Source organism: Polaribacter reichenbachii, assembly GCF_001975665.1.
Lineage (GTDB): Bacteria > Bacteroidota > Bacteroidia > Flavobacteriales > Flavobacteriaceae > Polaribacter > Polaribacter reichenbachii.
Window position 1 is genome coordinate 3,377,647 of sequence record NZ_CP019419.1, and the last position, 19,065, is coordinate 3,396,711.

The 19,065-nt window shown below is 35.2% G+C and carries 12 protein-coding genes; all 12 read right to left on the bottom strand.

Annotation, left to right across the window (positions count from 1 at the left end; all coding sequences use genetic code 11):
• Positions 1-1,290 precede the first annotated feature (1,290 nt).
• Positions 1,291-4,272 carry a WD40/YVTN/BNR-like repeat-containing protein gene (locus BW723_RS14395; protein WP_068358762.1) on the bottom strand — a complete coding sequence of 994 codons (2,982 nt, stop codon included), beginning with the start codon at positions 4,270-4,272 and terminating at the stop codon, positions 1,291-1,293.
• A gap of 12 nt (positions 4,273-4,284) precedes the next feature.
• Positions 4,285-7,035: an alpha/beta hydrolase family protein gene (locus BW723_RS14400; RefSeq protein ID WP_068358764.1), complete on the bottom strand. Its 2,751-nt coding sequence runs from the start codon at positions 7,033-7,035 to the stop codon at positions 4,285-4,287.
• A 183-nt stretch (positions 7,036-7,218) separates the two neighbouring features.
• Positions 7,219-10,449, bottom strand: a complete 3,231-nt coding sequence (locus BW723_RS14405; RefSeq protein ID WP_068358767.1) for a WD40/YVTN/BNR-like repeat-containing protein — start codon at positions 10,447-10,449, stop codon at positions 7,219-7,221.
• A 700-nt stretch (positions 10,450-11,149) separates the two neighbouring features.
• Complete coding sequence (locus tag BW723_RS14410; protein WP_068358770.1) at positions 11,150-11,587, bottom strand: hypothetical protein; 438 nt, start codon at positions 11,585-11,587, stop codon at positions 11,150-11,152.
• A complete protein-coding gene (locus BW723_RS14415; protein ID WP_068359193.1) occupies positions 11,577-12,812 on the bottom strand; it encodes an ABC transporter permease in 1,236 nt (411 codons plus the stop codon). Before BW723_RS14415 ends, BW723_RS14410 begins: the two co-directional genes overlap by 11 nt.
• Positions 12,809-13,438 (bottom strand): ABC transporter ATP-binding protein, encoded by a 630-nt coding sequence (locus BW723_RS14420; RefSeq protein ID WP_068358773.1) that lies wholly within the window; start codon positions 13,436-13,438, stop codon positions 12,809-12,811. Before BW723_RS14420 ends, BW723_RS14415 begins: the two co-directional genes overlap by 4 nt.
• A gap of 24 nt (positions 13,439-13,462) precedes the next feature.
• The gene (locus BW723_RS14425) at positions 13,463-14,062 is read right to left on the bottom strand and encodes a class I SAM-dependent methyltransferase (RefSeq protein WP_068358777.1); all 600 of its coding nucleotides are present in this window, start codon (positions 14,060-14,062) and stop codon (positions 13,463-13,465) included.
• A gap of 49 nt (positions 14,063-14,111) precedes the next feature.
• A complete protein-coding gene (locus BW723_RS14430; protein WP_076686410.1) occupies positions 14,112-15,311 on the bottom strand; it encodes a GTP-binding protein in 1,200 nt (399 codons plus the stop codon).
• Positions 15,312-15,316: 5 nt separating this feature from the next.
• Entirely contained in the window at positions 15,317-16,231 is a 915-nt protein-coding gene (locus BW723_RS14435) for a GTP-binding protein (RefSeq protein ID WP_068358783.1), read from the bottom strand.
• Positions 16,232-16,280: 49 nt separating this feature from the next.
• On the bottom strand, positions 16,281-17,960 hold the full coding sequence (locus tag BW723_RS14440; protein WP_068358786.1) for a PhoX family protein: 1,680 nt from the start codon (positions 17,958-17,960) through the stop codon (positions 16,281-16,283).
• Positions 17,961-18,004: 44 nt separating this feature from the next.
• Positions 18,005-18,661, bottom strand: a complete 657-nt coding sequence (folE, locus tag BW723_RS14445) for a GTP cyclohydrolase I FolE (protein ID WP_068358789.1) — start codon at positions 18,659-18,661, stop codon at positions 18,005-18,007.
• A complete protein-coding gene (locus tag BW723_RS14450) occupies positions 18,651-19,055 on the bottom strand; it encodes a MerC domain-containing protein (RefSeq protein WP_068358792.1) in 405 nt (134 codons plus the stop codon). The genes folE and BW723_RS14450 overlap by 11 nt, the downstream gene beginning before the upstream one ends.
• Positions 19,056-19,065 lie beyond the last annotated feature (10 nt).

Below are 19,065 nucleotides of genomic sequence, written 5' to 3' on the forward strand. Positions count from 1 at the left end.
ATTAGATACTATATTTTAAACTCCAAACCCCGACATACTATAGTTTACGTAGCAATTCAAGTCCTATGAAACGGCAAGTGTCCAAAGAGTGTAACGGACTGGACACGATAGTGGAATAGGACGTAGAATTCAAACTACCAAAACCAAAATGTATTTTGGTTGTAGGTAACTCGCGTAGCGATATAGTAAGTCTAGATTTTTTTGTTTCTCAATCCTGAGCGCAGTCGAAGGGTCATCAATGGAAAAAAGAAAAGAATAAAAGAATAAAAGAAAAACTCCACAATTTAACAATCAAAATAAAGCTCAATTTAATACTCAAAAAAACAACAAAAAAAAACAACAAAAAACCACCATAAAACAAGACTTCACCTTTACCCTAGGGCAAAGCCATAGGAAAGCCATAGGAAAGCCATATCAAAGCCATAGTTAGTCACCTCAAGAATTACCCCTAAAAAACGCAAAAATGCACTAAAAATACACCCACAAATTAACCCAAAAAAAAGCACACAATTTCCCTCCATTGTAAACCCATAAAATCACGATAATTTTCCCCCATAAAAAATGAAATTATCAAGACAAAAATTTATATAAAACTTACGTAAACTAGTAAGCACCCAAACTCTAAACTTTGAACTCTAAACTTTGAACTTTGAACTTTGAAACTTTGAAACTTTGAAACTCTGCAACTAACACACCAATACCCCAAACACCAAGCACCCAAAACTCTAAACTCTAAACTCTAAACTTTGAACTTTAAACACTCATAACTATCAACTTATAACTAATTAGAAACCCCGACATACTATGGTTTACGTAGCAATTCAAGTCCTATGAAACGGCAAGTGTCCAAAGCCTGTCCTCAACTTGATTGGGGAACTAAACGCAGTGGAACGGTCTGGACGCGATAGTGGAATAGGACGTAGAATTCAAACTACCAAAACCAAAATGTATTTTGGTTGTAGGTAACTCGCGTAGCGATATAGTAAGTCTAGATTTTTTTGTTTCTCAATCCTGAGCGCAGTCGAAGGGTCATCAATGGAAAAAAGAAAAGAATAAAAGAGGTACTAATAATAAGATTGCTTCACTCCATTCCCATTCCATTCGCAATGACGCCTACCACCAATACCCCAAACACCAAGCACCCAAAACTCTAAACTTTGAACTTTAAACTTTAAACTCTGCAACTCTCCAACTAACACACCCAACAGCCAACACTAAAAACAAAAAAACCGGTACTATTACTCAAAAGAGTAACAATACCAGTTTATAAAACAATACAAAAAGACTACATTATTCCCCAGCCTCTTGTTTTAATTGGGCAAACTGATTCGATAACTCAATATACCTATTTTCAGCCTCTTGCCCCGGTTTTTGATCAGCACTACTTATCATATACAACAAGTAAGAAACCTGTGCCACAAACATTTGTTGCGGATACACTACACTATCATTTTTAAGTTGTTTTAGTACTTTTTTAGCTTTATCAGACTTGTCTTTTTCTAGTTTTGCCTGTAGCTTGTTCGCCTCAGATAGTAAAACCGTTACTTTCTGTTGTAAAGCAATCTGATGTACTAAATCTGTTTTAGTCAATCCACTTGCAGCCACTCTAGGATCCATTTTAATCTCAAAAGGCTGCTCAAAAGATTGTCCATCTACCTTTAATCTAGCCGTATACATTCCGGGTGCTACTAAAGGCCCTCTTTTATAACTTCTTCTTTTATTGCTAGACCAAGCTCCTTTGCTACGTAAATCCCAATTGAAACGATTAATACCCGCTTTGGCTTCTAGTTTAGTATCTACATATCGAAACACCTGACTCAGGTTCATGTCTTCTACCTCTTCTACTTTAGAAAGTAGTTTTTTATCACTGATAATGCTAGCCACAATGTTTTTATTGGCATCTAAAATTTCCAATGCAATGGGTGCTTTGTTCCCTTTTGGCAAATAATAATCGATAATAACACTGGTTCGTGGGTATTGTGCTACTCCTTTTGTACGCCCAACTTTCGGATAACGATAACGAATAATATCATCGGGCTGAAACAATACAGGCGCATCGCCTAAAGTAGTAATATGGGTATCTCTTAAGGCAGTAATATTATCTAGAATCCAGAAGGCACGACCCATCGTACTTAGTATTAAGTCTCCACGAAATATCTTAATATCCGTAATTGGTGTTACTGGTAAATTCTGCTGAAAAGATTGCCAGCTTTTACCATCGTTAAAAGAAACAAACATTCCGTATTCTGTACCAGCATACAATAAACCTGGTCGCACTGGGTCTTCTCTTACCACTCTAGTATAGTAATCATTAGGAATACCATTGTCTGCGGTAGAGATCAACTCCCAAGAGGCTCCATAGTTCGATGTTTTATAAATAAACGGTCTTGCATCACCCAACAAATGTCTTTCTACAGCAATATACGCCTTAGCAGGGTCAAATTGCGAAGGTGCTACAGACTCTACTCGTCCGCCTTTTGGCATCTTTTTAGGTGTTACATCCTTCCAAGTTTTTCCACCATCTTGGGTTACTGATATCACTCCGTCATTAGAACCTGTCCAGATTAATCCCTCTTTTAATTTCGATTCTCTAATGGAATATAACGTACTATAATACTCTTCTCCGGTGATGTCTCTGGTAATTGGGCTTCCCGAAATTACTTGCTTATCGGCTTCAAAAGCCGTTAAATCTGGTGATATGGTTTCCCAACTTTCGCCATCATTAACGGTTTTGTGTAAGTACTGCGAACCATGATACACCACATCTGGGTTATGAGGCGATACGTGAATCGGTGCCACACGTTGAAAACGGTATTTTAAATCCTTCGGATTATGTCCATAGATATTGGCTGCACCTACATAATAACTTTTTTCGGTACCGGTTGTTTTATCGAACACAAAAAAGCGCCCTTTACAATTGGCATACACAATATTGGCGTTGCCCGGTTTGGGTACGGCTGGCCCAGTTTCGCATCCTCCTGTATTCATAATCCAACCTGCACCCGGATATTGAATGGCACTTGGCGGAAAACTAGGTACAGAAACAGTGCTACTATTGTCTTGTTGCCCTGCGTATAACCAATACGGATATTGATCGTCTACCTCTACCTGATACAATTCTGCAGTAGGTTGATTAAATTGTGTAGACCAAGTTTTACCTCCATTATGAGAAATGTTGGCACCCCCATCATTGGCTTGTATCAATAACTGCGGATTGTTGGGATTCAACCAAATATCGTGATTATCGCCATGAGGTACACTCATTCTTTTAAAACTTTTTCCACCATCGGTAGATTTTAAAAGCGGATTCGCATTCGAGAATACAATATCTGGATTGGTAGGGTCTAATTCTACATTGGTATAGTAAAAAGGTCTATTTACCAAACCTTTATTGCTAGATACTTGTACAAAAGATTTCCCTTGATTAACGGACTTGTATAAACCACCTTCTTTACCCGGTGCTTCTATTACCGCATATAAAATACTAGAATCTACTGGCGATACTGCTAAATCTATTTTACCTATTAACCCTTTTGGCAATCCGTTTTCTAGTTTTACCCAATCTTTACCCCCGTTAATAGATTTATAAATTCCGCCTTCTTCTTGCGTTCCTCCAGAAATAATGGTCCAAGGTTTACGCTCTGCTTTCCAAGCGGCTGCATAGACAATATCTGGGTTGTTGGGTAATAACTCTAAATCTGCAAAACCTACTGCATCAGAGATAAATAAAACCTTATCCCAAGTTAATCCCCCATCTGTGGTTTTGTATATCCCGCGTTCGCTGTTGGCTTTAAAGGCATTACCAATGGCAGCCACCCAAACCGTATTGTGGTTTCTTGGATCTATTTCTACTGCCCCAATTTGCCCGGTTTCTTTTAAGCCTAAATGTTCCCAAGTTTTGGCACCATCAATAGATTTGTAAACGCCTTTACCGGCAATTACATTACTTCTTAATCCGTCAGATCCTGTACCTACATAGATTACATTAGGGTCGTTAATGGCAACTTCAATTGCCCCAATAGATGGGGTAGCAAAATAACCATCAGATACGTTTTGCCAAGAAACTCCATAATCTTCTGTTTTCCAGACACCACCACCAGACGCACCTAAATAAAAGGTGCCCGGTATTTGTGGTGTTCCTGTAACTGTGGTGACTCTTCCTCCTCGTTCTGGACCAACAGTTCTGTACTGAAAAGCGTCGAAATCTTGTGCAGATACAGCTACTGTAAGTAGTAAAAAGAGGGCATTAATTTTTGCTGATATATATTTCATATACTTATTTTATTAATCTTTTTTCATTAATTCGTAACCCTGATTAATTCCTTTTTCTAGTGCAGGTACTCCACGTTCCATCCACATTGGTTTTTGAGCACCTTTTAAATAATAGTCAAAGAACTGCGCCATACGGATGTTAAAGTCTACTCTATTTTGCATTTTTAAAGGCCAGTGTGGTTCGCCATTATAATTCAATAACCAAGATGGTTTGCCCAATCTACGTAAGCTTACAAAAAACTCAATACCTTGATACCATGGCACGTGCCCATCTGCATCATTGTGCATAATTAATAACGGGGTGTTTATCTTATCGATATTAAATATCGGTGAGTTTTCTACATATCGTTGCGGAAACTCCCAAGGCGTACCTCCTATTCTACTTTGTGTATGCTCGTATTGAAACTGACGACTCAAACCGGTCCACCAACGAATACCTCCATAGGCACTAATCATATTTGGTACAGGTGCACCAGATTCGGCTGCTTTAAAAATATTGGTTTTGGTAACTAAATACGCAATTTGATAACCACCCCAACTGTGTCCTTGCACACCAATATTGTCTTTGTCTACAAAGCCTTTGGCTATTTGCGCAGTAATACCTGGTATTACACAGTTTAAGGCACTTTCTCCAGGATAACCATCTCTATACACAATATCCGGAATAAAGATTAAATAGCCTCTACTGGCATAGAATGGATAGTTAATGGTAGATCGACCATAAGTTGGTGCTGAATGTCTGTACAAACGATCTGAGTTTTTCTCATAGAAATTCACAATCATTGGGTATTTCTTATTCGGATCGAAATCTTCTGGTTTAATCAATAATCCTTTTAACGGTATACCGTCTAAAGAAACCCATTTTACCATTTCAATTGTACCCCAGTTGTAGTCCTTTTGTTGCGGATTGGCATCTGTAATTTGTTTCGGTGCTTTTAGGTTGATATCTGTTGCCCAGTAATTCGGAAACTCTGTAAAGTTCTGACGTGTGTACAGTAATCTTTTCTTTTTATCCGTTTGTGCCAATTTATAACCACCATAAGTATGCCCGCTTTCTACAAGTTGGGTGAATTTCTTTTTCTTTAGATTGTAGGTTGCGATTCCACCTAACTTGGTTTCCTCATTAAACGTTCTTAAGAACCAGTCATTTTTACTTGATAAAGACTTTTCTTCGTTATCTAATTTTACATAACGATAGTTGGTGTTTTTAGCCCTACCATTGGTTAGTTTTTCTGATGCTCCAGTATCAGGATCAAAAGCCCAAATGTCATAACGATCATAGATTAATAGTTTCTCGTCGTTCTCTGTCCAACCCATAGAACGATATCCTCTAGGGTCGTCTGGATAGTCATGTGTTTCGTTGTAAAACTGCTTGCCTTTGGTTAAGGCTTTATAATCTAATGTTTTTAGGTTATAAGTAAACCAAGTAGTGTCTTTACGAGAATAACCATACAAGTAGTTTCCTTTAGGGCTTAAAGAATTACCGCCATAAATCTTTTTACCTATAGACGCTTTTTCTCCTGTATTTAAATTCACACGCATCATATCCATAGCACGCTGTCCTGTCCATTGGCTTTCTAACATATAAGGTGTGTTGTTACCAATTATGGCATAATCTGAGTTGCCTTCGTCTGCATAACGCACCACATCATAATCCTCATTTGCGACTTGTACCATTTTGTTGCTGGTAAAATCATACAAAGACAAAAAGGCTTTTTTCTTGTCTCTTTTTACTTGCATTTCTTGTACAGTGTATAGTCTTGGCTCGTTATACATCCATACTTCTACGTTTACAATTTCGTCTGCAATTAAGGTAGTGTCTTTTACAATAGGTGGCTTTCTTAAACCGAAAAACAAACGCTCTTCGTTTTCTGAAAACGTTAACCTTTGGTCTGGAGAAACTAATAATTTTGATGCATTCTTTTCTGATAGCACTAATTCTTTGGCTGCAGTTTGCCCTTTTTGCCAACCGACTAACATTGGTTTTTTAATTAAGCTTTTGGTGGAGTCTGCATCTACTACAAAACCAATTTTAGTACCAGAATCAGATATTCCGATTTGAGGATATTTGGTTTTTGCGTGACTTTGGTAGATTAAACTAGAAGTTCCTTTGCTTACATCGTATTGATATACGCCACTTTTTAAGGCATCTTTAATCCCTGTAGTTGCGTAAGTAATGATTTGCCCTTCTTTAGAAATAGCGTGTTTGGTAACGAATTTTAGGGTATCTTCTACACCGCTTTCTAAGTCACGCACCACAATATGATACCCATTTTTACTAGAAACCTTTTTGGTTTTTGGCTTTTTGGTCTTGGCCTTGCTTTTCGTTTTTTCCTTTTCTTTAGACTTGTCTGTCTTTGTTTTTTTAGGAGTTGCTTCCCCCAATTGATAGGCTACAATACCCGACCATTTCTCTGGGATTTTATAAGACTTTACATTAGGAATCTTCTCTACTTTTTCTTTGTTAATGTTAAAAATGATTAAAGTATCTGTTGGATAATCTTTCTTTTTTACCTTTTTACGTTTTAACTCTGTGATGCTGTCTTTCCAAGCATTTACAGAAAATAACACGAATTTAGAATCGTAGGTAAACTTACCACCTTTGGTTCTATTATAAGACATAATTGGTGTGCCCGAAATGGTTTTTAAATGGAGTGTTTCGTCTTTTTCGGCTTTGTTGAGTCCGTATAAAACATACTCCCCAGAATTGGAAATGTTTGCGTTTTTAATTTGGTTCCATAATGCTTTGTCTTTGTGCTGCATGACTTTTTTCTGGGCTTGCAGAGAAATGGCTAAGCAACACAATACAATTGTTGACAAGATTTTCATAAAGGTGTTTGTTTTAATTTGAATTTATATGTGTAGTACTGTTGTACTACCTAACTACTGAATTTAAAAAGTGAATGCCTTTTACAACATTCACTTTATTTTGTTTATTATTTTCTGTTAATTATTAATTAAGCCTTGCCCTTCTATCCAAGGAGCACCAGCTGCTTTTAAACCTTTTTCGATATTGGTTAGATTGTTTTCTGATATTGCTTTTAATTGCGATTTTACCTTAACTAATTGCGATTTAACACGTGCTAATAATTGTTTATGCGTACCTGTGGGTCCATAAGTATTACCAAAAGCTCTCCAAGATAAACCATTACCATCATTAGCAGTAGGGTTCGATTTTTCGCCTACTTCTCCTTTTACAGGGTTACCATTCAGTTCTTTTTGAATGGCTAATAATTGTAATCTGGTATCGTTAATGTCTTTTAGTAAAGCATCATTTGGTGCTGTAGTTTTGTTTGCTGCTCTTTTCATGGCTGCAATGATTTTCATTTCACGATCCATTAAGAGATTTGTTGCCATTAAATCTTGCTGAAAAGCAAATACTTCTTCTCTAAAGTCATTTACCTCTTTGTACGATTTTCTTGGTAATGCTCCATCATACATTGGTACTACATTAAAGGTTTTTGGTGCTTGTAAAACCGTTGTTACACCATCTACACGTTTTACTAATGTAGCTGTATATGTACCCGGAGTTACCATAATATTACTTCTACCTCCAATTCCGTCTCCACGACCGTTTAAACTTTCTCCTCTTTTATTCGGGTAATTCAATTGCCAGTTTACGCGGTTAAAGCCTTTTTTGTTGGTTGCTTTTACGGTATTAACTATGTTTCCGTTCGCGTCCTTAATAATAAATAATACGAAAGGCCCATCTTGATTGGTTTCCTTTTCTAAGGCCTCCCAACCTGGAAAGTCTGTATTGGTTTTTTCTCTCTTTTTACGGATGTCTTTTAAAGAATTGATTTTATCTGACATATAGTAGGTAAACTTAGCTCCAAATGGTGCGTTAGGCGCTTTATATTCTGCATCTCCCTGTCCTGAAACTCTACTTGCCTCTTTGTACCAAAGTGCATCTTTTATAGGAAACAGTGTTACCTCTTTAGATAACATCTCTTTGTTGAACATTCTTAAAGGTTTAATATCATCTAAAATAAAGAATCCTCTACCAAAAGAAGCCGCTACCAAATCATTTTCTCTTCTTTGAATGGTAATATCTCTAAACGAGATGGTTGGTACTCCGCCTTTTAGTTTTAACCAGTTGGTACCTCCATTATAAGTAAAATAGATTCCGTATTCTGTAGCCGCAAATAATAAATCTTTATTCACGTGGTCTTGCACCAATCTCCAAACTAATAAACGCTCAGGTAAATCTCCGTTGATTAACTTCCAACTTTTACCTTTGTTGGTACTCTTAATGATGTATGGTTTATAATCGCCATATTTATGATTGTCTACAGCTGCATATACTACGTTTTCATCAAATAAATCTGCACGAACATCATTTACAAAAGGTATATGCTCAATACCCTTTATACTATTAATCTTAAACTTATTCCAAGTAGCCCCACCATCTTCAGTAGCTTGTATCATTCCGTCGTCTGTACCTGCATAAACTAATCCCTCTTGTTTAGGTGATTCTGCCAAAGAAGTAATGGTATTATAATCTGACATGGCTTTGGTATCCCAAGCATTATCCCAACTTTGTTGTTTGCCATAATACGGAATGGTCATTCTTTCTGTTTTCTCTGTTAAATCTCCAGAGATTGGTGACCAATCATCTCCTCTATTTTCTGACTTCCATACACGGTAAGAAGCAAAGTATAATCGCTTCGGATTGTGAGGACTTACTAAAATCGGAGCATCCCAATTGAATCTTTCAAAAGGGTCGCCCTCTAACGCTTGCGGTTGAATAAATACAGTTTCTTTAGTCGTTTGGTCTATTCGCCATAATGCCCCTTTTTGAAACTCGCCATACGTAATGTTAGGATTACCAGGTTCTATGGCAGATTGATGTCCATCTGCCCCTAAGGTTTTCCACCAATCAGAATTGGCAATTCCGTCTGAATACATAGACTGAGAAGGTCCACCATGAGACCCATTGTCTTGCGTACCTCCATAGATTTTATAGAAAGGTTTGCTATCGTCTACTGCCAATTTAAAGTATTGTGTAACTGGTAAGTTTCTGATGAACTTCCAGCTATTCGTTAAATCAAAACTCTCGTATAAGCCTCCATCTGTACCAAACAATACATAATTAGGATCTGTAGCTTTAAAAGCCATTGCATGACTATCTACGTGTTTGTTACGTTCGTTCATTCTGTGAAAGGTTTTTCCATGATCATCAGAAATAAGAACATAATTATTCATTAAAAATAGTTTCCCTTCATGATGCGGAGAAGCATATAACTCTTGGTAATATTGAGGCCCTGTACCTCCAGAAACAGTATTGGATTGTTTTTGCCAAGAAGCCCCTCTGTTGGCAGACATGTATAATCCCCCTTTTGTGCGGTCTGTTTCAATCACTGCATAAATAATATCAGGATTAAAAGGAGAAATGGCCAAACCTATTTTACCTAAGTTAGAACCCGGAATTCCTTTTGATAATTTTTGCCAAGTGCTACCCCCATCTATACTTTTATGAATTCCAGAACCTTTACCACCACCTAAGTAACCGGCTACAGTTCTGTGTCTTTGCCAAGTGGCTGCATACAAAACATCAGGATTTCTAGGATCTATAACTAAATCTGTTGCACCTACCCATTCTGTATCTCCTAAAGTTTGTGTCCAAGTTTTTCCACCATCCGTAGATTTAAAGATTCCTCTTTCTCCACCTTTAGACCATAAAGGGCCTTGAGACACTGCCCAAACTGTATTCGAATCTTTTGGGTGCACTACAATTTTAGAAATGTGGTCTGAGTTTTTTAAGCCCATATGTTTCCATGAAGCTCCATCATCATGGCTTACGTAAACTCCGTCTCCGAAAGCAACATGACGTCCACCAACGTTTTCACCAGTACCTACCCAAATGGTATGTGTATTGTTAGGGTCTATGGTAATTGACCCAATAGAATACGAATTTTGTTGATCGAAAATAGGTTTCCATGTGGTACCCGAATTGCTTGTTTTCCATACCCCACCAGAGCCTACAGCCACATACCAAACATTCTCGTTGTTTGGGTGAATGGCTATGTCTGCAATTCTACCCGAAGTAAATGCAGGGCCTATATTTCTAAGCTTTAGACCTTGAAAAGTTTGGTCGGTTAATTGTTGTGCATGCAAAGGCATTATTATTGCGATTAGCAATAGACAAAGCATAGTTAGTTTAGTTATTGTTTTCATTATTAGTTTGTGTTTACGAAATAGTTATTATTTGTAATAGCCCATCAAAACATTCATCTACAATGTTTTGATTGATGTGTTCTCATTAATTTATATATGCTGATATGGCTGAATTACACTTTGGTTATTCAGTTGTTAATCTGTCCTTTATATTAATTATACTGGCTCTAATTGTATTTGCCTAAAATACTAGTAAAGTAACTTTTATACCGTTTTGCACTTGATTATTGTGCTACCTATTTGGGATAAAAAAATATGGCTATACTGTTAATTTGGGACTTAAAAATAAGAACGGTTTCTATTGCAGAAGACTTGCTTTTTGCTTTGTTTGTTGCGTGTGTAAATGGATAGAAATGAGTGTAGTAAATTTCCTTGCATACGTTGGTAGTTTTGAATGAATTAATTGCATCTAATTTAAGAAGTTTTTAACAAATACACAGGGTAAACGCAGTTCTGCTCAGAATTTTAACGCATTTTAAAGAATACTTTAACATAATGAGAAGTCTAAACATTATTTTAACCTGTTGTGCATTTTGAAGTTACAATACAAGCAAATGTCAGTTCGAGTGATTTTGAGGAACGAAAAATTGTATCGAGAACTAATTTAGTAGCTAAAATTCTTATTCTAGATACAAATTTTTCTCATTTCAATCGTCAACTTTACTCGAATTGACAGAAATTTATCAAAATGAGCAACAGGTTATTTTAGTAAAATACCTGTACAATCTGTGAGTATATAATTGAAATGATTTACATCGTCTCTATTTAATTTTAATGTTCCTGTGATGGCCACAAGATCATCAGTCTTGAAATTACTGGGATTGGTATAATGAATTTCTACGGCAGTTTCTGGCCCAGATTGACCACAAAAATAACAAGAAGCCATTGGTCCTTTTGAGAGAATGAATGTATTATCTTCTTGAATGATATCTAAAAAATATCCTTTTATGGTTACTTGTTTTCCTTCTAAAGCTTTTACTGTAGCTAAAAATGTTGGGTACATAAAGTAATCATCAAATTCGGCAAAGTATTTGTCTGTAAAAGTAACATTTGATAATAGTTTCCAAGAGATTTCTTGTTGACTATAACTTACAAATGCTATACACAAAAACAAGAAAAGGATTATTTTATTTTTCATTGCTTAAAATTGTTGAGATGTTCATTTTTAACAAAGGGATTATAGTTAACACCACTGCAATGAATACCATTATCAGCATTAATCCCGCTATTTTTAATACCTCTAATAAAGGTAAATCTTGTAAAATGTTTTGTTGCACACTAATCGATTGGCTATTTATAAACATTGTTGCTCCCACTTTTATGGTGATATAACCAATGGTAAATGCCAAAAACACAAGAATTAGCGCTTCGTAAACTACCATTTTTATCAACTGAAACCTTGTGGCACCATAGGTTCTTAAGATGGCCAAATCGAAAGCACGCTCTTTCATCATTTTATATAAACTCATAAAGATACTTAGTGAAGCTATGCATAGAATTAGATAGCCAATTATTGCAATTGTCTTAAAGCCTACACTGGTATAATCATATAATTTATGGAGTTCATATTTGGGCAATACAGCCTGTAAATTGGTGTTCTCATTTATCTTTCTAGGAAAATTCAATAAGGCACGTTTGCTTTTTAAACTAACTAATAAAGATGTAATTTCTTTTTGATGATCTGCAGAATGTTGATGTGCAGTATGCTCGTCTTCATCATAATGTTTTTCTTCCTCTTCATGTTCTTCATGCTGATGTACTTCCCAAATACTTTCTAAACGGGTAACAATTAAACGATCGATTACTTTTTGTGTAGGTTTTAGAATGCCTACTACTGTAAATTCTTCGGTATGTACCTCAAGGTCATTATCCAATAAACCGTGAGCGCTTAAAAAAGTATCGCCTATTTTTAAATTGAGTTGTTGGGCTACTGTAGCTCCCAAAATCACCTCCATTGATTTTTGAACAAATTGCCCCTGCTCTAGTTCTGCTTTGTATAGTTCTGGATATTTTTCTGTACTACCAACAATTCGGAATCCTTTGTAATTATCGCCATAAGAAATAGGAATTACCCATTTTACCATAGAATTCTCAGTAATTTTCTGTGCTTCTTGATAAAAAATATTACCAGTAGGATTGTCTAGATGCAACACAGAAGCCAATACCAATTGCAGTGGACTGCCTTTTGCACCAATCACCAAATCGATGTTTTCTAGGTTGTTTTCTATTTGATTTTTAAAAGAAAGTTCTATTTGTTTGATACCTAACAACAAGGTTATGCTCAAGGATAACGTAATGATACTTAAAACACTGTATAATGGTTTTGCCTGTATATTTTTAAGAGTGATGCTAAAAACATTCATAAGCTTATGGTATTTTGGAAGTAGCATTTTACTCTAGCATCATGAGTAATAACAATTAAATGCGCTTTGGTTTGTTGTGCCTGTTGTAATAATAATTCAATTACTTTTTTACAATTGAAGTCGTCTAAACTCGATGTAGGTTCATCTGCTAAAATTACTTTGGGATGGTGAATGGCAGCCAACGCTATCCCCAGACGTTGCAACTGCCCTTCACTCAACACATGAATCTTCTTATTTTTATATGCTGATAAATCGAGTTGTGTTAACAAGTTCTCAATTACATCAGTTGTTATTCTTTTTTTACTAAACAAAATGCGTGCTTTTAGGTTTTCTGTAACCGTTAAAGACTGAATAGCGTGTTTTTTCTGAAAAACGAGTCCGATATTTGCACCTCGAAACCCATCTAATTCTTTGTTTTTTAATTTATTAATGACATTGTCATCCATAGTAATTGTACCACTTACAGGTTTTAATAAACCCGCTAAAAGATGTAAAAACGTAGTTTTACCTACCCCCGACTTTCCAAGAATAAGCAAGTTTTCTTGCGCTGATAAATGTATATCAGGGAATCTGAAAATGGGCTCACTATTTTTGTATTGAAAGGTTAGGTTCTTTGTTTTTATCATGTACTGTCAGTTCTAATATGCCTATTACTTTTTACATTTTATGAAATACATTGGTTGATTTTCTTGTACTTCATTTATTTCAAAAAGACCAAAATGTTTAAATTCTAACTTTACAGCTTCTTGATTGTAATAATATATTTTGACTCCTTCGTGAAATTCGTAACGATCCTTTTCTATTTGTTTTCCTTTTTTATAATTGGGTGCATCTTTAGTTATCGCAGTAAAAAACATATATCCGTTTTCATTCAGTTGGTTGTAGCAGTCTTGAAGTAGCTTTATTCTTTGTTTGCTATCTAGTAAATGAATAAGGGCGTGACAAAAAATTGCATCGTACTTTCTATCCTCAAAAGGCATTTGGGTTACTGAGCCGTGAAAAAGGGTGATTTCTCTTCCGTACTGTTTTTTTGCGAGTTCAATAGCTGTTTTAGAAATTTCTATTCCGCTTACTTTAATTCCGTTTTCAATAAAAGGCTGGGCATTTCGCCCATACCCTATTCCTGGAATAAGAACATTCTTCAAAGACTTTTCTATGATGAAGTTTTTTGCAAGTACTGCAGCTTTTGTAGAGTTCATACCCCACATTTCTTGCTTGTTATGAAATGCTGTTTCCCAAAATTCTGTCATTGCTTTAAATATTGTTTTTATTGCACTCTACTTTCTCTTATGCTATCCTTTATGCTGGCAAAGGCCATTGATCTTGAGTAGGAAATAATTTTGTTTTCCAGATTTCAATTTCTTGTTCTGTTAATACACACTCTTGCAATGCTGCAATCATATGTGCTTTGTTAAGGTGTTGCCCTATAAAAACCAATTCCGTTTTACGATCTCCAAAGGTGGCATCCCAATCCGATTCAATCATTTCTTTATTATCCGCAAAAGCAGCATAATTTATTCTTTCAGCAAAAGGCATTGACGCCCACCAAACTCCTGCAAAATCTGCTTTACAAGAACCTCCAGCTGAGCTCCACAATAAAGCCTGATTAGATCTAGAAGCTAACCAAAACAAACCTTTACTTCTAATGATATTTTGCGGAAAAGATTGATTTAAATAATTTAAAAAACGATCTGGATGAAAAGGTGCTTTACTTCTAAATACAAAAGAACTAATGCCATATTCTTCAGTTTCTGGAACGTGTTCGTTTTCTAATTCTTTTATCCAACCTGCAGAAGCCTCAGCTTTATCATAATCGAATAACCCAGTGTTGATTACATCGTTTAAATCTACTTTAGAATGATTGGTGCAAATTATTTTAGCCTCAGGGTTTAACTTTTGAATGATGGCTTTTAATTCTTCTATATTATCACTAGAAACTAAATCTGTTTTATTTAATAAAATTACATTGGCAAACTCAATTTGGTCGGTTAATAAGTTTACAATGGTTCTGTTATCGCCTTCTATATCTGTTAGTTCTCTTGTTGCTAAATAATCTGAACTTGAAAAATCTTTTAAGAAATTAAAAGCATCTACCACAGTAATCATATTATCGATATAACTGAATCTGCTTAAATCGATTTTACCATCTTCACTCTCAAAAGTAAAAGTTTGTGCTACAGGAATTGGTTCACTTATTCCTGTACTTTCTATTAATAAATAATCGAATTTATTTTGTTTGGCTAACTTTTCTACTTCTATCATTAAATCCTCACGAAGCGTACAGCAAATACATCCATTAGACATTTCTACTAATTTCTCTTCGGTTCTAGATAGTGTGTTTTCGTTTTCTATAAACTGAGCATCTATATTTACCTCGCTCATATCATTAACAATAACAGCTACTTTTAAGCCCTCTTTATTGTGCAAAACATGATTTAATAAGGTAGTTTTACCAGCCCCTAAAAAGCCACTTAAAACAGTTACAGGTAGTTTTTTCATTTTATTTAAATCGTTTGTTTGTATTCATTTAACACACTTTCTACTATTTTTTTGAGCAATAAAGGTTCACTACCTGGTCCTATCGTTAATAACTTAGCACCTGTTATCGGTATTCCTCTAAAGGCTCTTATGGTTACTTGTCCGTCTGGTGTTCTTTCGAAATAGGTATATGTTTCTTTTTTATCTATTAGTGTACAGCCATTTACACGTAATATGGTTTTTGGTATTTCTTTACAAATACTTTCTATGATTTCTTTATTGGGCAAAACAGGTAAATCCACAGAACAAGAAGACCAATGTGCTTTTAAATAATCTAATTTTTCTGGAATATTATTTGAAGATGATAACTGAGGCAACAATGAAATATCAATTTCATCCATCGTAATAATTTTAGCAAAAGCATTGTAATCTTTTAACTCTTTAATTACCAACTCTTTTCTTTCTTTAAAACAATCTTTTAAATGGGTAAGCACTATTAATGAAGATACTTGTACTTGATTTGCTTCTAAATCATTATGCTCTTCTCTTTTTTGCCAGTTATGCACATCTACTACCGCTATTTGTATGGGAGGTAAAAACTGCTCATTTAAACCAACTCCTAAAAATTCCATTAAAGCACAAGCATCAGATGTTCCATTTGCTTCAATTAAGGTTACTCCCTTATTTCGTTTCGGAATTCTATTTACAGCATTTCTCAGTTCATTAATTCCGCTACAACAAATACAGCTACCTGTTAGTGCTTTTATATCCTTTATATCTACCAGATTTAAAAACTGTTGCGCATCCATATTGGCATTTTCATAATCATTTAAAATGATAAAAGGGCTCCATCCATTTTCTGAAAAACTATTGCTTAAATATTTTAACAACGTTGTTTTCCCTGCCCCTAAAAAACCTACTATGGTAATAATCACTTCCATATTTTGAATTCTATTTCTATCTTGAAATAGTTGATTTAATGCTTCGGAATTATCCTTCTAATTTATTTAGATGATTCATTTTTTCAATTAAATCTCCCGTAATTGCCACCACGGCAGGCTTCGGAATATTATCTTTATCGAAAGGCCAAGTACTGGTTGGATTACTTAAATCTTTTGTTTGCTCACCTGGGTGTTGTACACTTAAAAACAGTGTTTTACCATCTGGAGAAAACCAAGGCCCGGTTAGTTCTGCATCTTTAGGTGCAGAAGCTACACGAATTACTTTACCTGCATCTTTACCCAATCTCGGAATTACAAATAAACTATTGTTTTTAAAAGCCATGTAAGGTTTGTCTGTTCTGTTCATAGCTCCACCAGACATGTCTGTGGTAATCCAAAGATTACCTGCCATATCAAAAGCCAAGTTATCAGGACAAGAAAAACCATTTTCTGTACCACCAGCGATGTATGTTGATGATTTAAACGTTAAGGCATCAAAAGCTCCGTTTGTTTCTACTATTTTTAAAATAGAACCATGATGATCTCCTTTTGGTTTGTTATTGGTTAAGGTGATAAAAATATGGCCAGTAATTGGATCTATTTCTATATCTTCTGGTCTGTTTAAAGGTGTTGCACCAATTAATTTAGCAGCCTCTCTAGCTCTGATTAAAACCTCTGTTTGGTTTTTAAACTTTGCTTTTAAAACCGGCTGATTTTCATAATCTAAGGCCAACCATTGTCCGTTGATGGTATCTGCAACATAAAGTGTTCCCTCTTTTAAAGAACCTGGTTTAGAAGATACAAACTTGTACAAATGTTCATCATTATGATCATCTCCAGTATATGCTACTACTCTTTTATCTTCTAATTCATAGAGGGTACAACATTCGTGTGCAAAACGACCTAAAGCAATATGTTTTTGCGCTTTACCATCTTTCGGATTCACTTCTACTACCCAACCATAATGCTCAGGAGGATAATTGTAAAAATTCTCCCATCCATATCCACTATTCCTGTGGCTTTCTACATTATTGTCATCATACTCTGTCTCTCCGAAAAAACCATCATAGTTTTCCTCGCAAGTAATAAAGGTTTTCCATGGGGTAATTCCTCCAGAACAATTTGCCAATGTTCCTTTTACACTGGTTTTTCCTTTTATGGGTGCATCCCAATTTAAGGCAATGTCTGTTTGTGCTGTAATTCTTCTGTTGTGCGGATCGTTTTGAACCACTTGCCAAATTCCGTTTTCCTCTTTAATTCTTATTATGCTTCCGCCAACATTGTACATTTCTTTATCTACTTGCGCTTTGGTTCTATGTGCTTTGGGATTATCGAAAGCACGATAATCGAAATCAGAAACAAAAAGTTGATTGACGTATTCGTGGTTTACCCACAACAAACCATCTTTAGGATTATTCTCATCAAACGGAATAAAACAAGTATAATCATTATTAAATCCGAAAGTATCTGTGTCGCTTATGGCATCTCCCCATTTGACTATAGTGTGATAATCTAAACCCTTTGCCAATAACAAATCGTCTTTATCAGAAGCCGGAATTCCTTCTAAAACCAAGTCTTTAAGAGCTTGCAATCTCTCTTTAGACATCTTGCTAAAATCTTTTGTAGGTGTTGCTGTATTACCACAACTCATTAAAAACTGAGGTAAAACTAGCGATGCTAAACTCGCTTTACCCATAAATGAAATAAACTTTCTTCTATTATAATCCATTTTAATTTGTACTTAAAATTTTTATTGATGATGATTTATACTTTTTAATCGCTCACTATTTTTAAGAATTCATTTCTTATTTCGGTTTCAGAAAAACAGCCTCCATACTCTAAAGTGGTTGTAAAACTACTTTGGTCTTTTATGCCTCTAGAAGATACACACAAATGTTTAGCAGTAACCATTACAATTACATCTTGCGTATCTAAAACCATTTGTAAATCGTTTAAGATTTGCAATACCAATCTTTCTTGTACCTGAGGACGACGTGCATAATAATCTACCAAACGATTAATTTTAGACAAACCAATTACCTTGTCTTTTGGGATATACGCTACGTGTGCCTGCCCAACAATTGGTAAAAAATGATGCTCGCAAGCAGAATCTATATTGATGTTTTGCTCAACCAACATTTTTTGATAACTGTATTTATTATCGAAAGTAGAAAGCTTTGGTTTATTAACCGGATTTAAACCATAAAACAACTCTTTTACATACATTTTTGCAACACGATAAGGTGTACCAGATAAGCTATCATCTGTTAAATCTAGCCCTATTTCTTCCATAATCATTTTAAAATGATGCTGAATATTTTTAATTTTTTCATCATCAGATTTATCAAAAGCATCTGCACGCAAAGGTGTTTTGATACTTGTTGAAAAATGAGCATCACCCTCTATTATAATTTGTTCTTTATCCTTCATGAGTACAACATTTATCTGTGTTACATTGGCAATATTTTCTATTGTATAAGTGTAATGCTATTAACGAAATAGTTGGTAAGTAGATAAAACTTTCTGGTATAGGAAATATCTCTAATTTTTCGTTTATAATAACGATAAAAAGGATGAACCAGCTTAGCCAAAGTGCAGGTTTAATCCAGTTTTTACTTGTGGTTTGCGTAGAACGATAAACTGCAATAAAAGAAACTACTAAGAAAAAATAGTCGAAGAACTTCCACCAAAAAGGAGCCTCATTGCCAAAATTGAATAAACTACTTTGTGCTAAAAAAATAAAAGGTGTTGCCACACAATGAATTAGACAAAGTGTACTGGATATAGCACCAATACTATCTGCTTTTTGATTTGATAATATCATTTAAAATCTT

Excerpts from the sequence above, each read along its gene's own strand:
- BW723_RS14395 (WP_068358762.1), bottom strand. The coding sequence starts at position 4,272 with ATGAAATATATATCAGCAAAAATTAATGCCCTCTTTTTACTACTTACA.
- BW723_RS14400 (WP_068358764.1), bottom strand. The coding sequence starts at position 7,035 with ATGCAGCACAAAGACAAAGCATTATGGAACCAAATTAAAAACGCAAAC.
- BW723_RS14405 (WP_068358767.1), bottom strand. The coding sequence starts at position 10,449 with ATGAAAACAATAACTAAACTAACTATGCTTTGTCTATTGCTAATCGCA.
- BW723_RS14410 (WP_068358770.1), bottom strand. The coding sequence starts at position 11,587 with ATGAAAAATAAAATAATCCTTTTCTTGTTTTTGTGTATAGCATTTGTA.
- BW723_RS14415 (WP_068359193.1), bottom strand. The coding sequence starts at position 12,812 with ATGAATGTTTTTAGCATCACTCTTAAAAATATACAGGCAAAACCATTA.
- BW723_RS14420 (WP_068358773.1), bottom strand. The coding sequence starts at position 13,438 with ATGATAAAAACAAAGAACCTAACCTTTCAATACAAAAATAGTGAGCCC.
- BW723_RS14425 (WP_068358777.1), bottom strand. The coding sequence starts at position 14,062 with ATGACAGAATTTTGGGAAACAGCATTTCATAACAAGCAAGAAATGTGG.
- BW723_RS14430 (WP_076686410.1), bottom strand. The coding sequence starts at position 15,311 with ATGAAAAAACTACCTGTAACTGTTTTAAGTGGCTTTTTAGGGGCTGGT.
- BW723_RS14435 (WP_068358783.1), bottom strand. The coding sequence starts at position 16,231 with ATGGAAGTGATTATTACCATAGTAGGTTTTTTAGGGGCAGGGAAAACA.
- BW723_RS14440 (WP_068358786.1), bottom strand. The coding sequence starts at position 17,960 with ATGGATTATAATAGAAGAAAGTTTATTTCATTTATGGGTAAAGCGAGT.
- folE (WP_068358789.1), bottom strand. The coding sequence starts at position 18,661 with ATGAAGGATAAAGAACAAATTATAATAGAGGGTGATGCTCATTTTTCA.
- BW723_RS14450 (WP_068358792.1), bottom strand. The coding sequence starts at position 19,055 with ATGATATTATCAAATCAAAAAGCAGATAGTATTGGTGCTATATCCAGT.